This is a genomic window from Mycobacterium sp. Marseille-P9652 (genome assembly GCF_902652685.1).
Taxonomy (GTDB): Bacteria; Actinomycetota; Actinomycetes; order Mycobacteriales; family Mycobacteriaceae; genus Mycobacterium.
In genome coordinates this window covers 150,454-167,611 of record NZ_CACRUY010000002.1, presented here as the reverse complement: position 1 = coordinate 167,611, position 17,158 = coordinate 150,454, and the positions used below count along the sequence as shown (strand labels likewise).

Sequence of the window (17,158 nt, the reverse complement as noted above, 5' to 3'; positions counted from 1 at the left end):
TGGCCAGGCTATCGGATTGGCCGCGTCAGTCCGCGGACACGTCGTAGGCGTCCGCCTCGCCGAGCCGGGCGGCCGGATTCAGCAGCATCGCCGCCTCCTGCCGCTTCTCCGACTCGTCGTGGCCGAAGCGGCGGTCGGGCGGCCGCTGGTACATCGGCTCACCGCCGGCGATCGCCTTCACCAGCCGGCGCTGCCCCGCCAGCAGCCGGGCGTCCGCGCGCCGCTGGTAGTCGGCCCGCTGCTGCGGATTCAGCGCGGCGATGAACGCCTGCGGGTGCACCAGCGCGATGAGCCCCGACACGTGGCCGAAACCGAGGCTGGTCAGCATCCCCGCTTTCAGCGGGAACCTGTCCCCGAGCCGCAGGGTGTCCCGTACCCAGACGAAGTGCCCGGAGCCGGCCAGCTCGTCGTCGACGCAGTCGAGGCTGCGGTTGGGCGGGATCACGCCGTCGCGCAGCATCTGGCACATTCCCATCATCTGGAAGACCGCCGCGCCGCCCTTGGCGTGTCCCGTCAGGCTCTTCTGCGAGACCACGAACAGCGGCGCACCCGGCGACCGCCCCAGCGCGTCGGCGAGCCGCTCGTGCAGCTCGGTCTCGTTGGGGTCGTTCGCCAGCGTCGAGGTGTCGTGCTTGGAGATCACGGCCACGTCGTCGGCGCCGACGCCGAGCTTGGCCAGCGCACGCGCCAACGCGGAGTCCGTGCCGCCGCGCCCGGCGCCCAGCGCGCCGAGCCCCGGCGCCGGGATCGAGGTGTGCACCCCGTCGCCGAACGACTGCGCGTAAGCCACCACCGCCAGCACGGGCAGGCCCATCCTGAGCGCGAGGTCGCCGCGGGCCAGCAGGATCGTGCCGCCGCCCTGGGCCTCGACGAAGCCCAGCCGGCGCCGGTCGTTCGGCCGGGAGAACTTCGAGTCCTGGATGCCGCGGCCGCGCATCATCGCGGTGTCGGCGGTGGCCGCCATGTCGCCGAAGCCGATGATGGCCTCCAGCGTCAGGTCGTCCAGGCCGCCGGTCACCACCAGCTCGGCCTTGCCCAGCCGGATCTTGTCGACACCCTCCTCGACCGACACCGCCGCGGTCGCGCATGCGGCGACGGGGTGAATCATCGCGCCGTAGCTGCCGACGTAGGACTGAACCACATGCGCCGCAACGACATTCGGGAGCACTTCCTGCAGGATGTCGTTGGGCTTGTTACGGCCCAGCAGGTTGCCGTGGTACATGGTCTGCATCGACGTCATGCCGCCCATCCCGGTGCCCTGCGTGCTGGCCACCAGGCTCGGGTGCACGTGGCGCATGACCTCGGCCGGGCTGAACCCGGCGGACAGGAATGCGTCGACCGTCGCGACGATGTTCCACAGCGCTACCCGGTCGATCGAGCTCGCCATGTCCGGGCTGATGCCCCACACCGTGGGGTCGAACCCGGTGGGGATCTGGGCGCCGACGGTCCGCGTCAGCTTCGTCTTGCGCGGCACCCGGATCTCGGTGCCGGCCTTGCGGATCACCTGCCAGTCGGTGGAGTCGGGTACCGGCCGGATCACGGTGTGCTCGGGGTCGAATTCGACGAACGCGCGCGCGTCGGCCTCGCTGGACACCACGAACGCGAAGTCCTTGTCGAGGAACACGCTGACCAGGAGCGGCGAGGCGTGGTCGGGGTCGATCGCCCCGTCGTCGACGAACTCACGGATGCCGCAGCGCTGCACCACCGCATCGTGGTAGCGCTCGACCAGCTCGGCCTCGTCGATGAGTTCGCCCGACTCGGTGTCGTACCAACCGGGTTGGGGGTCGTCCTCCCAGCGGATCAGCCCGGTCGTCCAGGCCAGTTCTAGCACGCCCGACGCCGACAGCTCGCCCTCGACCTCCATCTCGAAGCGGGTGCGCGACGAGCCGTACGGCCCGAGCTCAGCTCCGCCCACGATCACCACCAGGTCGGCCGGGTCGACGTCGAGGTCGGCCCATTCCGGCGGGGGCGCCGGGGTGAAGCCGCGCGGCGGGGACGGCAGGGCGGCGATGGTCGTCTCACTCCCGGCGTCCTCGGCGGCCGCCTCGGTCGCCATCTCCTCACGGGCCTTGGCGGCCAGCTCGGCCATGTCGAGGTCGGCGTCGGCGAGGCCACCGGTGAAGTCCGCCTTGATCGGGGCCGCGGCCGCGGCCACCTTGGACTCGATATCGCACAGGCCCAGCAGCATCGCGGCCATCTCGTCGGTGGAATACGTTGTCACCCCGGCCTGTTCGACGGCTTCGACGATGGCGTCGTTGTGGCCCATCAGCCCGGTGCCCCGCGTCCAGCCGATCAGCGCGTGCGCCAGGCTCACCCGCGACGCCCACGACGACTCGGCGTGCCAGCGGCTCACCAGGGCGTCCAGCGCCGACTTCGACTCACCGTAAGCGCCGTCGCCGCCGAACATCCCGCGGTTGGGCGACCCCGGCAGCACCACGTGCAGCCGCGAGGCGATGTCGCGCTCGGAACCGATCTTCGACAGGCCGCCGACCAGCCGCTGCACCGCCCACAGCAGCACCTTCATCTCCATCTCCGAGCGCGCGCCGGCCTCGGAGAGGTCCCCGGCGACCCGGGGCGCCGCGAACGGGAACAGCAGCGTCGGGGTCTGCGCGTCCTTGATGTGGATGGACTGCGGCCCAAGGCTTTCGGTCTGCTCGCTGCCGACCCACTCGACCAGGGCGTCGATGTCGGAGCACGACGCCATGTTGGCCGGCACCACCCACAGAGCCGCGCCGAAGCGGGCGTGGTCGCGATACAGGTTGCGGTAGAACGCCAGCCGCTCGTCGTCGAGCCGGGAGGTCGTCGCGATCACCGTGGCGCCGCCGTCGAGCAGCCGCGCGACGACGGAGGCCGCGATCGACCCCTTGGACGCGCCGGTGACCACGGCCACCTCGTTGCTGTGCGGACCGGGGTCCGGGTTCTCGGCGCCCGCCGCGATGCGGCCATACAGCGACGCGTGAATCTGACGGCCCGCGGCCAGCGCCTTGCCCTGCCACCAGGTGGCCTGAGTGGCGACGACGTGACCGGCGCCCTCGAAGCGCTCCGACAGGCGCGGCCAGTCGGTGTCGATGTCGCCGTCGTCGGCCAGCCACAGCCGCACCAGATCCTCACGGGCACTGGCCCACCGGTCGTCGAACAGGACGGCTTTGCGGCCGTCGAACACCGGCGCCACCAGGCGCGGCCAGTCGGCGCCGAGTTCGGCGGTGACCAGGTCGATCAGCTCCGCATCGGCCGCACCCGGCGCCTCGTCCGCCGCGCTCACCGGCTCGTCCAGCCCCAGCTGTCCCAGCACCAGCCGGGCCGCCGACGCCAGCACGCCGTCGCGCCCCGTGATCTGCTCGGTGAACTCGCCCAGCGCGGCGGCGTCCACGGTCGCGCCGCCACCGCCGCCCGAGGACGGCAGGGCCACGGACACACCGCGGCGCGCGGCCACCGCGGCGACGGCGGCGTCGATCACCTTGTCGACCGACGCGGCGTCGGCCAGGGCGCCCTCGTGCAGGTGGCCCATCGCTCCCCCACGGACGCTGGTGCCCTCCCGCGTGCCGAGCGCGACCTCGACGGTGACGTGCTTGACCCAGCCGTCGCCGAGCTCCCACACCTTCTTGACGCGTTCCGCGACGGCGGCGGGCCGCTTGCCCGACGGGCCGAGGACCGTGCGCAGCTGGTCGTTGATTGCGTCGGAAAGCACTGGGCCGTAAGGCTTGTAGGTGCGGGCCAGCTTGGTGACCTGAGCCCGCAGCCCGGCCAGGTCGGCCTCGGCCGCACCGTCGATCGCGCCGAGGTTCAGCTCCGAGCCGAGGTCGACCAGCAGCTGATTGCGGCGCGACGACGCCCCGTCGGTGATCGACTCGATCGAGTCCAGCTGCTCGATCTGGTCGATGCGCATCTTGGCCGACAGCGCGATCAGCGCGAGCGTCGCGTCGGCGGCGTCGAAGGTGTTGTCGTCCGGTCGCACGCCACCGCTGGGAGCGGCCGGCGCCGGCGCCGGCGCGACCGCCTCGGCCGAGGCCGCCTCGGCGACGGGCTCCGGCGTTTCCTCGGGCTCGGGGTCGGTGTCGGTGGCGAACAGCACCGCCGCGTCGCGCTCGGCGTTGAGCACTTCGACTGTGCTGTGGGCGTATTCGGGCAGCTTGAGGGTGTTGGTGGCCAGGCCCGCGACGGTCGGCGCCGACTTCACACCGATCTCGACGAACCGCTCGACGCCCAGGCCGCCCGCCGCCTCCTCGGTGAACAGCAGGTCCTGCGTCTCGATCCACCGGACCGGGCTGGCGAACTGCCAGGCCAGCAGCTCGATCAACACCTTGCGGGCGAGCTCGCGGGGCTGTTCGTCGCGCCAGGTGTCGTAGTCGGCGAGGATCTCGTCGAGCGGCTCGGCGGGCACCAGGTCCCGGATTTCCTGGATGAAGTCGCGGTCCAGCGTGAACGGCCGGGGAACCAGGTTGGGGATGTAGCGCCCGATGATCAGATCGGGATCCTTGTCCCGGGGCATGAGGCGCTCCAGGGCCCGCCGGAATTCGGCTACGCCGACGCGCAGCACCCGCGAGTGGAACGGCACGTCGATGCCGGGTACCAGGATGAACGACCGCTTGCCGCCGGTGATTTCGCGGCGGCGCTCCACCTCGGCCTCCAGCGCCTCCAGCCCGCGCACCGTGCCGGCGATGGCGTACTGCGAGCCGCGCAGGTTGAAGTTGACGATCTCGAGGAACTCCCCGGTGCGCTCGGCGATGGCGGCGACGAAGTCGGTGACGTCGGCGTCGGGCAGGTCGATCTGCGACGGCCGAATGGCGGCCAGCCGGTAGTTGGAGCGGCCCAGCTCGTCACGCGGAACGATGTCGTGCATCTTCGAACCGCGGTGAAACACGGCCTCCAGCAGGGCTTCCAGTTCGAACACGCCGCTGACGCAGGCCAGCGCGGTGTATTCGCCCACGGAGTGGCCACAGGTGATCGCGTCCTCGACGAAGGCGCCCTGCTCGCGCATCTCGGCGACCTGCGCGGCGGCCACCGTCGCCATCGCGACCTGGGTGAACTGGGTCAGGTAGAGCACACCCTCGGGGTGGTTGTAGTGCACGCCGCTGGCGATGATGCTCGTCGGGTTGTCGCGCACGACGTGCAGCACGGAGAAGCCCAGCGTCTCGCGCGTGAATTTGTCGGCGCTGTCCCACACCTTGCGGGCCGCCTTGGAACGGGCCCGGACGTCCATGCCCATGCCCTTGTGCTGGATGCCCTGCCCGGGGAACGCGTAGACCGTCTTCGGCGAGGCGAGCCGGGCCGTCGCCGACATCACCAAGTCGGAGCCGACGCGCGCGGCCACCTCCAAAACCTCTGCGCCGCGGTCGATTCCGACGCGGTCGACCCGGAAGTCGACCTCGTCGCCCGGGCGTACCATGCCCAGGAACCGCGCGGTCCAGCCGATCAGCCGCGCCGGCGGGCGCGCCTGGCCGTCGGTGGCGGTGACCGCGTGCTGCGCGGCGGCCGACAGCCACATCCCGTGCACGATCGGCGATTCCAGGCCGGCCAGCAGCGCGGCCGCCCGGTCGGTGTGGATCGGATTGTGGTCGCCGGACACCACGGCGAACGGCCGCATGTCGACCGGCGCGGTCAGCCGGACGTCGCGGCGGCGGCGGCGCGGCGTGTCGGTGGCGTTCTCCGACACCGCGCCGCCGGCGCGCAGCGGATCGGTGAGCTCGGCGCCGCCGGTGCGGCCGAGAATCGCGAAACGCTCGCTGAGCCTGGCGATCACCGCGCCGTCGGCGTCCGACACGGTCACCGAGACCGGCACCACCCGGCCCATGTCCGTGTCTACGGCGGCCGAAGCCGTTGCGGCGATGGTCAATTCGGCCCGGCTCGCCGGCAGCGTACCGGTCACGCGGGCGGCGTGGTCGAGGTGCACCAGGCTCAGCAGGCCCTCCACGACGGGAACCCCGGCGCCGGTGACCGCCGAGCCGATGGCCGCGAAAACGGCGGGCCAGCAGGGGCCGACGAGGGCGTCGGGCACGGTGGTGAGGCTGGGCGCCAGCGGCTCCCCGAAGGTGGCGGTGACGCCGGTGTGGTCGGCGACCCGCTCAGGGTCCCAGTCCACGGTCACGGTGGCGGTGCCGTCGGTGACGGCCGGCAGGTGCTCCGGTCCGTCGACGCCCGCGGCGATCGCCAGGACCGCGCGCATGGCGCGCCCGGCGTCGTCGAGGGAGACCACCGGCGTGCCGCCGTCAACGGTGTTGGGCGGCAAGGTGAACGGGATGTCGACCCAGACGCCGGAGAGCGGGACGCAGAGGACGACGCGGTCGCCGTCGACCTCGAGCCGCGCTCCGGTCGACGAGTGCGTGGCGCGCCGGCTCGCGGGCCCGTCATGCACCAGCCAGTCGGCCGGGTCGGCGATCCGGTGCACCGGGTTGGTCACCGTGCGGCCGGCCCATTGCACGTCCGGCGCGTCCAGCACGACTGCCAGCGGCCCGGTGACGTCGGGCCGGCCCGTCCGCCGCGACGCGACGGGTGTGGGCCCGCCGTCGGCGGCCAGCACCTCGTCGATCGCGGCCTGTTCGAAACGGTCGAGCAGCTCGCCGACGGGTTCGTCCATCAGGGTGATGCCGGCGACCGCGGCGGTGCCCGGGATGATGCACACCTCGTCCGCGTCGTAACGCGCGTCGTGCGCCTGCCACAACGAGTCGCTGCGCCACCAGCGCCGCACGTCCTTGTCGATCACCGGGACGAAGTTGACCGGCTTGCCCGGCGTCTTGCACAGCGTGACGAAGAACGGCACGTCGGCCGGATGCAACAGCACGGACTCCGCGTCGGGGTAGTGGGCCAGCAGCGCGTCGATGGCACGTTGCGGGGCCTCCAGCAACGCGGAGTCGGCGAACAACGTCTCGATGGGACCGGAATCGCTTGCGTGCAAACGGGCTTCGGCGCGCTGCAGCATCTGCTGGAAGCGGTCGCGCCACGTGTCGGCCAGCCACGGGCTGCCCGGTGACGCGGTGTCGGCGGTCGAGTCGCCGTCGCCGATGGCGAGCTCGACGTAGCGGCGCAGCCACTGCAGATAGGTCATCTCGGCGACGTCGCCGAAGTACGGCTTGGCGGTGCGCGCCATCGCGGCGATGATCTCGTCGCGGCGCTCGGCGACCGCGTCGGCGTCACCGGCGACCTCGTCGAGCAGCCGGCCGCACCGCGAGGCGCTGTTGTCGATCTCGTGGATGTCGGCGCCCAGCTGGCTTCGGCTGGAAGCCATGCCGCCCTGGGCCTTTCCGGCGCCGACCCACTGGTCGGTGCCCTGCGTCTCGACCAGCATCCGCTTGACCGACGGCGACGTGGTGGCCTCCAGCGTGGCCATCGCCGCGGTGCCGACGAGGATGCCGTCGATCGGCATCAGCGGGAATCCGTGGGCCTGCGCCCAGCGCCCGGACAGGTATTCGGCCGCGCGATCGGGGGTGCCGATGCCGCCGCCGACGCACACCGTGATGTTGGGCCGCGACCGCAGCTCCGAGTAGGTGGCCAGCAGCAGGTCGTCGAGGTCCTCCCACGAGTGGTGGCCGCCGGCGCGCCCGCCCTCGATGTGGGCGATCACCGGCTTGTTCGCGACCTCGGTCGCGATGCGGATCACCGAGCGGATCTGCTCGACCGTGCCGGGCTTGAACACGACGTGGCTGATGCCGGCGTCGCCCAGTTCGTGGATGAGCTCGACGGCTTCCTCGAGTTCCGGGATGCCGGCGCTGATCACCAGGCCGTCGATCGCCGCGCCCGACTGCCGCGCCTTCTGCACCAGGCGCTTGCCGCCGACCTGCAGCTTCCACAGGTAGGGGTCGAGGAACAGCGCGTTGAACTGATAGGTGCGGCCCGGCTCGAGGAGGCCCGACAGCTCCTCGACGCGCCGGGCGAAGATCTCTTCGGTGACCTGCCCGCCGCCGGCCAGCTCGGCCCAGTGCCCGGCGTTGGCGGCCGCGGCGACGATCTTGGCGTCCACCGTGGTCGGGGTCATGCCCGCGAGCAGGATCGGCGAGCGCCCGGTCAGCCGGGTGAACTTCGTGGAAAGCTTGACCCTGCCGTCGGGCAGGCGCACCACCGTCGGGGCGTAGCTGGACCAGGCGCGCGCCACCTCGGGGACGGCGCCGACGGTGAACAGGTTTCGCTGGCCGCCGCGGGTGGCCGCGGGCACGATGCCCACGCCGAGGCCGCGGATCACGGGGGCGGTCAACCGGGTCAGGATGTCCCCGGGACCCAGGTCAAGGATCCACCGGGCGCCGGCCTCGTTGACCCGGGTGATCTCCTCGACCCAGTCGACCCGGCGCACCAGGATGGCCTCGGCCAGCTCCCGGGCCAGGGCGACGTCCAGGCCGACCTGTTCGGCCCAGCCGCCGACGATGTCGATGCCGTCGGCCAGGCGGGGCGTGTGGAAGCCCACCTCGACCTGCACGGGGTCGAACACGGGCGCGAAGACGTCGCCGCCGCGCAGCTTGTTCTTGCGGTCGGCCTCCTCCTTCTCCGAGATCTGCCGGCAGTAGAGCTCGAAGCGCGAGAGTTGCTCGGGGGTTCCGGTGATGACGACGGAGCGCCGGCCGTTGCGGATCGACAGCACCGGCGGCAGCACGGTACGGACGTCCTGCGCGAACTCGTCGAGCAACCTTCCGATGCGTTCGGGGTCGGCGTTGGTCACCGAGACCATCGGCGGGCGGTCGCCCAGCACCGAGATGCCGCGGCGACGGGCCACCAGGGTCCCGGCGGCGCCGATCAGCTGGGCCATCGCCAGCAGTTCGACGTCGCGGGCGCCGCCGGCCTTCAGCGCCTCGACGGCGAGCACCCCCTGCGAGTGCCCCGCGACGGCCACCGGCGGGGCCGCGGCCCAGTCCATGCCCTGGCGCGCCAGGGCGCGCACGGCCGCGATCTGGGTGAGCAGCACCCCGGGTATCGACACGGCGGCCGACGTCAGGTGCTTGTCGGACGGGATGGGGTCCTCGGCGGCCAGCGCGCGCACCCATGCGAGCGGCTCGAAGCCGATGGGACGGACCACGACCAGCTCTTTTTCCACCGGTTCCAGCAGCAGCTCGGTCTCCCCGACCAGGGTCGCCAGGTCGGACTCGATCCCGGCCGACGAGACCAGCTCCTCGAGGGTCTCCAGCCAGGCGCTGCCCTGGCCGCCGAAGGCGACGGCGTACGGCTCGCCGGCGGTCAGGCGGTCGACCAGAGCATGGGTGATGTGCGCGCCGTTTCCGTCGCGGTCAGCGGACACCCGGTCATGCTCGTGGATCGTCACCTTCGATATCTCCCTGTATGCGTCTTTGTGTTCGTGCGGCCGATCCGGACGGCCAGGGCCTGCATGCCTCGCGCGATTCCCCGTCGAATCACTTGCCTGGGCCGGCTCACCGCGGGTAGTCGGCGGGCCTCTCTGGCGGGTCGAGCGGCGCCCTGGACTGCATCGGCTGTAATAAGAGTGTCATAAGGATCAGTGCCCTTTTTGTGTGGTGAATGGTTACTGGTGAGTTCTACGCACGGGTAACCGTGTCCTGGGTAACACCCGGTTCGATCACCGGCGCGGGCGTCCCGATCAAACGCGCTGCGTGCAGGTGGTTACGGTCGAGTAGCTATAACTGCGCTGTTCAAGGCCGTATTGTTATCGAATCGTTATGTAAAAAATTTCGGGTCGTGAGAATCGCTGACGCGACGTCAGCGCGGGCCGGCCGGGCCGGGCAAACGACTCCGGGTGCGGGAGATCAGCGAACGAGTGTTTGCTGGGACGCCCGACGCCACGCCGGCGCCGGCGCCGCGACGTCTCCGGGCGCCGGCCGCCGAGGTTGCCATGCCGGTCGCGCCGCGCCGCGCGATCACTATCCCCGCGCCAACCCGGGCTCGACGCGCGGGGCCGGCGCTACACCCACTGGCCGAACTGCGGCTTGAGGATTTCGTTGACATCCACCCCGATGCCGCCGACGCTGCGCTTGTCGATCTCGACCTGGTGCAGGTGCGCGGCGGGGTGGGTGAAGCCCTTTGGCGAGCCCCAGTTGTGCTGCCAGAAGTAGGAGCCCAGCCCGTCCTGCAGCGCCCAGTCGATGGTTTTGGAATTCGCGTACACACCTGTGCGCTGGTGCCCGATGACCGACTCCCACGACCTCAGGTACGGGACGATCTGCTGTTTGTACTGCTCATAGGACGGGTCGTCATCGATGGAGGCGTAGATCGGGGCCGAGGCCGGGCCGCCGGCGGCGTCGTGCAACTGCATCCCGCGCTGCGCGTGCTGGATGCCCGCGCCGGCGCCGCCCAGCCAGTCGGCGCTGGAACCCTTGCCGAACTGGTAGCAGGAGACGATCTTGAGGCCGTTGCTGTTCAGGTCGCGCGCCTCGGCCATCTGGATCGGCTTGCCCAGCATCCAGTTGCCGCCGGGCCGCCGGTCGGAGACGTACCGGATGGACCCGACGGCGCCGGCGGCCCGAATCTGACTCGCCGGAATCACCCCGGCCGCGTAGTCGAGCAGCGTCCCCAGCGACGCCGAGGCCCGCGGGGCGCCCAGAGACGCGCCCGCGACACCCAGGCCGACCACCGCGGGCGTCGCGGCCGCGAGTTTGAGCAGATCGCGCCGGGAAACCGATGACACAGCCACAGGGTACGACAGCTACACCATCAGACCCTGGCACCTCACCGGTCACATCTGTATCACGGTGTCGCATCGTCGGTTTCGGCTTCCCCGCTCGCGGGCAGGACGATGACGCTCACGGCGTCCAGGCCGCGGCGCGCGGTCTGCGCGGCGACCTCGTCGAGAAACCGCGCGGCGCCCGGGTTGATCGATCCCGCCCAGGCCCGAAACCCCTGCACGATCACCGGATCGCGCTCCAGCAGCGGTCGCACGCCGCGCAACACGCGCACCACGTCGTCCGGCAGCGGGGCGGCCACCTGGCAGTCGATCCAGGTACGCGCGAGTTCGATTGCCGCGGAATCGCTTTCGCCAATGTTGATCACGTCGGCGGCCAGCCGGCGCAACCGGTCGAACAGTACCTCGCGTCCCGGCGTCTCGGCCAGCAGCGCCAGCAGGGTGCTCGCGGCCGGCGGCAGCAGCATCTGCCCGAACAGCGCCGGAACCGGTAGTTCCCATTCGTTGAACAGGTCGGCGTACATGGCGGCGACGGGTGCGGGCAGCGGGGCGCTGAGCCGCCCGACGACGCCGATGCTGTCGCGGTGGGTCGTCGCCAGCTTGCGCAGGACGGGTTCGTCGACGTCGGCCTCGCGGCAGCCGGTGGCCGCATCGATGGCGGCGATCAGCTGGTCGAGCCGGTCGCGCTGACGGACCAGCAACGCCCGATGCTCGCCGAGCAGGCCGGCCAGCGCCGTGTGCCCGCCCTCGGTAAACCGCGCGATGTCGTTGATGCCGACGCCAAGGCTTCTCAGCAGGTCGATGCGCAACAGGTCCAGAACCTGCTCGACGTCGAAGACCCGATATCCGTTGCTGAGGTAGTTGGCGCGCAGCAGCCCGATCTTCTCGTAGTGGCGGATGCGGCCGGGGGCGATCCCGGTCAAGGCCGTGACGTCGCCGATCAGCAACTGCTCAGCCACTTCTTGACCTTACAACCGTCGCAAGGTCTTTACTGAAGCGATGGAACGCGATCAGCTGATCGACCTGACCCGCCGCGCGCTGAAGTTGGCCCGGGACAACACCACCGACCTCGCCCCCGCGCCGCACCGGATCGACGCGCGCGAGTACACCTCGGCCGAGCGGCACGACCGCGACAGGGCGCTCGTGCTGGCCAGCCCGCAACTCGTCGGCTACGCCTCGGAACTGCCCGCGCCCGGCACGTTCTGCACCAAGACGGTGATGGGCCGGTCGGTCCTACTGACCAGGACGGCGGACGGGTTGGTCCGGGCGTTCGACAACGTCTGCCTGCACCGCCAGTCCCAGGTGGCCTCCGGTTGCGGCTCCGCCCGGCGCTTCACCTGCCCTTATCACGCGTGGACCTACGACAACACCGGGAAGCTCATCGGAGTCCCCGGCCGCGAGGGATTTCCGGACGTCAACCTAAAGGCGGACGGCCTCACCGAACTCCCGTCCGAGGAGTTCGCCGGATTTCTTTGGATCGCTTTGGATCCCGGCGCGGCGCTCGACGTCGCCACACACCTCGGGCCGCTGGCCGGCGAGCTCGACTCCTGGGGCATCGGCCGGTGGTCGCCCCTTGGCGAGAAGGTGCTCGACTGCCCGATCAACTGGAAGTTGGCAATCGACACGTTCGCGGAGAACTATCATTTCGCCACCGTGCACCGGCAGACCTTCGCCACCATCGCCCGCAGCAACTGCACGGTGTTCGACGCCTACGGGCCCCACCACCGGCTCATCTTCCCGCTGAACACGATCCTGGAGCTCGACCAGGTTCCCGAGGACCGGTGGGACCCCTTCCACAACATGGTCGTCATCTACGCCCTGTTCCCCAACATCGTGCTGTCGGTGACGATCGCCAATGGCGAGCTGTTCCGGGTCTACCCGGGCGACCGGCCGGGCCGGTCGATCACGGTGCATCAGAACTCGACACCGCTGGACGTCTCGGACGAATCGGTGGCCGCGGGCGCGCAGGCCGTCTTCGAATACGCGCACGCCACCGTGCGCGACGAGGACTACCGGCTGGTCGAGAGCCTGCAGGCCAACCTCGAGTCCGGCGCCCGGGACCACCTGCTGTTCGGGCGCAACGAGCCGGGGCTGCAGCACCGCCACCAGGCGTGGGAGCGGGCGCTCTCGGCGGCGCCGTCAGTCTGACAGAACGGCGATGAGGTCGTCGAAAACGGTTGCCAGAAAACCCTCTTGGGCCGGGCGAACCGTGTTCAACAACTCCACCGCTTCCCCCCGCCGGCCGGCGGGCAGCAGTTGGTTCAGCAGGCGCACCATCGTCTCGAGATCCCGGTCGGCCGTGTCGAGGTTCGCGACGCTGGTGGCCAGCACCTCGAGCAACTCCCAATCGCGGTAGAGGGCCAGCGAGCGCTCGTTGAACGCGAACGCCGTCACCGGTTGGCCCCCGAGCGTGCCGCGGTATCGGTAGGGCCCCTCCATGTACTCGATGGGCAGCCCGTGTGCCGGCACCGGCACCAGCGGCTCGCCGACGATGTCGAGTCGCAGCGTGGCGCAGGTGATCCGGTGACGATCCGGCAGGTATCGGGCGGGGGCGGGCGGCCGCACCAGCGGCCTCACCGTGTCCGGCCACCGGACATAGCTGGTGATCGTGACCTCGACGTCCTCCGCGCACAGCGGCGGGGTGGCGGCGTCGGGATAGCTGGCCGTCACGCCCGTAAAGGGTTGCAGCGCATTGCCGTTGACCCGGTCGAACTGGCGCCACATGCTCAGGTCCACGCCGTTGTCGAAGCTGATGGTGCGCCATTCGTGCGAGCGCGACCGCGGATCGCCGCCGGACCCGCCGCCGCCGGCGTACTTCGGGAACCACTGCCGATCGACGTGTCCGCCGCTGCCGGAGACCTGCTCGACGACGTCGCCCCAGCGCAGGGTCCCGGTCATCGCCATGCCGGTCTGGAAGTACGAATATGTGTCGCTCTGGCCGAAGCAGACGATCTTCCCGTTGTAGGTCGAGGCGCCCACGGGTGTCGGTGGGCGCGTCGGCGTGACGGCGAGGTCAAGCCGCATGCGCCGGCCGTCCTGGTCCTCCCCGACCAGGCTGACGCGGTAGGTATAGGGCAGCAACGCCCCGTCGGCGTCGCGGCAGGTGGTCCACGACGCGGTGCCGGCGCCGCTGCGGAAGCCGAGGTCGAGATAACCTGTGGCCATCGAAAGCTTCTGCTGCGCACCGGGTTCGAGGTTGGCCGGGGGCATGTCGTAGTCGGTGTAGGTGCCATAGTCGCCGGTGTCCAGGTCGAACAGCGCCAGCGTGTAGAAGTCCGCGACCAGGGTGCCGCCGGGCCGGTTCTTGTTGAAGATGGTCAGAAACGCGAACGAGCGGCCCGATTGCACGGCGTCGAGCTGACCGGCGATGAACCACGTGTCCGACTCCTGGCCGGGGTGCTCGCCCTCGGCGGCCGGGAAGTCCAGCTGGCTGTCGCCGGGCACCAGCCGGAACGGATACCTGCGCCAGTCGTCACCCACGCCAGACCCCGCTGACGCCGTTACCAGGACTTCGTCGGCCACGTGTCGGCTTCCCGTCTTTTTGCTATGTTTGCACTATTAGCGATAATACGACCGCTTCCTTCCCTGCCCCGAGGTAGGTGCCTGATGTCGCAGAACTCCGACCACCGCTCGTACGACGAAATTTTCGTCGGCGGCGAATGGCGCAAGCCGGCCGAACCGCGCCCCCTCGCCGTGATCTCCCCCCATTCCGAGGAGCCCGTCGGGCATGCACAGGCGGCCGGCCCCGAAGATGTCGACGCGGCCGTCGCCGCCGCGCGGCACGCGTTCGACCACGGCCCCTGGCCCCGCATGACCCACGCCGAGCGGATGGCCAAGGTCGAGCAGCTCGCCGCCATCTACGGCGGCCACGCCGACGAGATGGCCGACCTGATCACCGACGAGATGGGGTCGCCACGCAGCTTCAGCCGCATGGGCCAGGGCGCGGCCGCGGTGGGGCTCATGCACCTTTCGCTGGCCGCCGCGCGTGACTTCCCGTGGACCGAACGCCGCCAGGGTGTGCTCGGCGAGGTGCACCTGCACCGGGCCCCGGTCGGGGTCGTCGCCGCGATCGTGCCGTGGAACGTGCCGCAGTTCCTGATCATGCCCAAGCTGATCCCGGCCCTGATCGCGGGCTGCACGGTCATCGTCAAGCCCGCACCCGAAACCCCTTTGGACGCTTTGTGGTTGGCGGAGATGATCGAGCAGATCGGTCTGCCCGAGGGCGTGGTGTCCGTGCTTCCCGGCGGCACCGACGTCGGCGAGGCGCTGGTCCGTCATCCCGGCGTGGACAAGGTCGCCTTCACCGGCTCCAGCGCCGTCGGCCGCCGGATCGCCTCGCTGTGCGGCGAGCAGCTGAAGCGCTTCAGCCTGGAACTCGGCGGCAAGTCGGCGGCGATCGTGCTCGACGACGCCGACATCGAGAAGACCGCGGCGGGCCTGAAGAGCGCCGCCCTGATGAACAACGGCCAGGCCTGCGTCGCCCAGACCCGCATCCTGGTCAGCGACCGCCGCCACGACGAGGTCGTCGACGCCCTGGCGGCCATGATGTCGGGATTGCAGGTGGGGGACCCCGCCGACGAGGCGACCGACGTGGGACCGCTTGTGGCACAACGGCAACAGCGCCGCGTCCAGGACTACATCCGCTCCGGCCAATCCGAAGGCGCCCGCCTGGTGCTCGGCGGTGAGGACAGCCCGGCCGACCGCGGGTGGTACGTGCGGCCGACGCTGTTCACCGACGCCACCAACGACATGCGGATCGCCCGCGAGGAGATCTTCGGCCCGGTGTTGACCGTGCTGCGCTACGCCGACGAGCAGGACGCGATCCGCATCGCCAACGAGAGCGACTACGGCCTGGCCGGTTCGGTGTGGACCGCCGACGTCGCCCACGGACTGGAGATCGCCGCCGGTGTCCGCACCGGCACCTACGGCATCAACATGTACACCCTCGACATCGGCGCCCCGTTCGGCGGTTTCAAGCAGTCCGGCATCGGGCGCGAGTTCGGGCCGGAGGGCCTGCACGAGTACGTCGAGCTGCAGACCCTGGTGTGCAAGGGGAAGTTGCCGCCGCTCGACGCCGGCTGATCACGCGTCTTCGCGCACCTGCAGGGTCAGCTCGACCGGGCAGCACAGCGCGCCATGCTGGTTGGTCACCTGGATCTCGATGTCGACCAGGCAGCGCGGCGGGTCCACCGACGTGTCGCGCCGTTTGGCCACCACCCGGCCCCGCCCGATCATCGTGTCGCCCGCGTACACCGACCCGGCCAGCCGCAGGGAGCGGCGCACCACGCGGCTGCTCGGGCCGGCCCACTCCGTGGCCACCCGGTCGGCGAATCCGGCCAGGTGCATGGTGTTGACGTAGATGGTCGGATTCCCTTGGCCGCGGGCGTATTCGGGGTCGAAGTGGCCCGGGAAGTAATCCCATGTGGCGCCGGCGTTCTCCACCACCCGCTGGTAGCTGATGTGGTCGACCACCTCCGGCAGCTCGGCGGGAACGACGATCTCGCCCCAAAGCCGGTCGGTCACGATTCCCCCTCGGGGGTGAAGCGGAACAGGGTGTTCCGGCTCCTGGCGACCACCGCCCCGTCCTGGCGGCTGTACGTCTCCAGCGTCTCGACGAAATGGCCGGTGCCCAGGCGCGTCCGCTTCTCGGGCGACACCGACACCAACTCCTCGACGACGTTGAGGACGTCCCCCTCGAGGATCGGCTCGAGGAACTCGACGTCGTTGGCCGCGTTGATGAAGGTGGTGCCCGGCAGCGGGACTCGCAACACCATCGAGGCGGCCGGTCGGCCGCCGTCCCCGGGTTCCCAGGGCGGCGGGATCAGCCAACCCATGAGCAGGGCGGGCGGCGCCGGCATCGCCCCCCAGGTCCGCCGCGCGAACTCGGCATCCCAGTACGAGCGGTTACTGTCGTGGACCATGGCGGCGAACAACTGAATGCGCGCGCCGCTGACCGCCGTTGCCGCCGTGCGGGGTTCACCTTTCGCGCCGACCATCCGCAGCGCGTCTTCATACGTGCCGAAGGCGAGCTGGTAGCTCACCTTGCCCGTTGGGTCGGAATCCACGTACCGGGCACGCTCACATGACGAGCGGGTGGCGGCTGGGCACCGAGTCCCACGTCAGCTCGCGCGACGTGAAGTACCAGCCGCCGCGCTCGTAGATCAGGGCATCGCGGAACACGCCCGTGGCACGCAGCGTCGTGTCGCCGTACATGCTCGCGAAAAGAACCGCGACGCAACGCTGCACGGCATGGACGCCGTCGATGCGGATCTCGTGATCCAGCGTGACCAGGCGCTGCCCGTCGCCGCCGTCGAAGGCGGAGCGCACGTCGTGGAAGGTCTCGCCGTCGCGCGCGAAGGTCGCGCCGGAGTGCCGGAAGGTGGCGAGCCAGCGGTCGCGGTCGCCGTCCGAGTAGGCCCGATTGTGGCGGGCGCACAGGTCCAGGATCGCCCCGCGGCCCGTGGCGGCCTGGAGCATCTGCTGCTCCTGATAGGTCATGGTCATGTCTGCTCTCCAGCCTCTCTCGGGCGGTCGATCTGGAAATTGGCGTAACACTAGCGTAACTTTTCGACGTTTACGTAACGTTAA

Annotated in this window: 9 protein-coding genes; 2 read left to right on the top strand and 7 right to left on the bottom strand. The window is 70.5% G+C overall.

Annotated elements, in window-relative coordinates; all coding sequences use genetic code 11:
* Window positions 1-25: 25 nt before the first annotated feature.
* The 3 genes from GPY60_RS02085 to GPY60_RS02075 form a co-directional block, all read right to left on the bottom strand.
* Window positions 26-9,241: a type I polyketide synthase gene (locus tag GPY60_RS02085; RefSeq protein ID WP_156685907.1), complete on the bottom strand. Its 9,216-nt coding sequence runs from the start codon at window positions 9,239-9,241 to the stop codon at window positions 26-28.
* Window positions 9,242-9,853: 612 nt separating this feature from the next.
* A complete protein-coding gene (locus GPY60_RS02080; RefSeq protein WP_156685906.1) occupies window positions 9,854-10,576 on the bottom strand; it encodes a DUF1906 domain-containing protein in 723 nt (240 codons plus the stop codon).
* A gap of 59 nt (window positions 10,577-10,635) precedes the next feature.
* The gene (locus GPY60_RS02075) at window positions 10,636-11,529 is read right to left on the bottom strand and encodes a MerR family transcriptional regulator (protein ID WP_156685905.1); all 894 of its coding nucleotides are present in this window, start codon (window positions 11,527-11,529) and stop codon (window positions 10,636-10,638) included.
* A gap of 40 nt (window positions 11,530-11,569) precedes the next feature.
* On the opposite strand from GPY60_RS02075, the gene GPY60_RS02070 reads away from it, so the two are divergent.
* Complete coding sequence (locus GPY60_RS02070; RefSeq protein ID WP_156685904.1) at window positions 11,570-12,718, top strand: aromatic ring-hydroxylating oxygenase subunit alpha; 1,149 nt, start codon at window positions 11,570-11,572, stop codon at window positions 12,716-12,718.
* Here GPY60_RS02070 and GPY60_RS02065 read toward each other — a convergent pair.
* Entirely contained in the window at window positions 12,710-14,050 is a 1,341-nt protein-coding gene (locus tag GPY60_RS02065) for a secreted hydrolase (protein WP_156685903.1), read from the bottom strand. The genes GPY60_RS02070 and GPY60_RS02065 overlap by 9 nt on opposite strands.
* A gap of 126 nt (window positions 14,051-14,176) precedes the next feature.
* On the opposite strand from GPY60_RS02065, the gene GPY60_RS02060 reads away from it, so the two are divergent.
* Window positions 14,177-15,652: an aldehyde dehydrogenase gene (locus tag GPY60_RS02060; RefSeq protein ID WP_156685902.1), complete on the top strand. Its 1,476-nt coding sequence runs from the start codon at window positions 14,177-14,179 to the stop codon at window positions 15,650-15,652.
* Here the strand turns inward: GPY60_RS02060 and GPY60_RS02055 are convergent, their stop codons facing one another.
* The 3 genes from GPY60_RS02055 to GPY60_RS02045 all read right to left on the bottom strand — a co-directional run bounded on the left by GPY60_RS02055 (window position 15,653) and on the right by GPY60_RS02045 (window position 17,074).
* Window positions 15,653-16,093, bottom strand: a complete 441-nt coding sequence (locus GPY60_RS02055) for a MaoC family dehydratase (protein WP_370462636.1) — start codon at window positions 16,091-16,093, stop codon at window positions 15,653-15,655. It abuts the gene before it with no gap.
* Window positions 16,090-16,566 (bottom strand): FAS1-like dehydratase domain-containing protein, encoded by a 477-nt coding sequence (locus GPY60_RS02050; protein WP_156686028.1) that lies wholly within the window; start codon window positions 16,564-16,566, stop codon window positions 16,090-16,092. Before GPY60_RS02050 ends, GPY60_RS02055 begins: the two co-directional genes overlap by 4 nt.
* Before the next feature lie 82 nt (window positions 16,567-16,648).
* Window positions 16,649-17,074 carry a nuclear transport factor 2 family protein gene (locus GPY60_RS02045; RefSeq protein WP_156685901.1) on the bottom strand — a complete coding sequence of 142 codons (426 nt, stop codon included), beginning with the start codon at window positions 17,072-17,074 and terminating at the stop codon, window positions 16,649-16,651.
* Between the last annotated feature and the right edge of the window lie 84 nt (window positions 17,075-17,158).

Coding starts and splice junctions, on each gene's coding strand:
- GPY60_RS02050 (WP_156686028.1), bottom strand. CDS start 16,566: ATGGTCGGCGCGAAAGGTGAACCCCGCACGGCGGCAACGGCGGTCAGC.
- GPY60_RS02045 (WP_156685901.1), bottom strand. CDS start 17,074: ATGACCATGACCTATCAGGAGCAGCAGATGCTCCAGGCCGCCACGGGC.
- GPY60_RS02070 (WP_156685904.1), top strand. CDS start 11,570: ATGGAACGCGATCAGCTGATCGACCTGACCCGCCGCGCGCTGAAGTTG.
- GPY60_RS02060 (WP_156685902.1), top strand. CDS start 14,177: ATGTCGCAGAACTCCGACCACCGCTCGTACGACGAAATTTTCGTCGGC.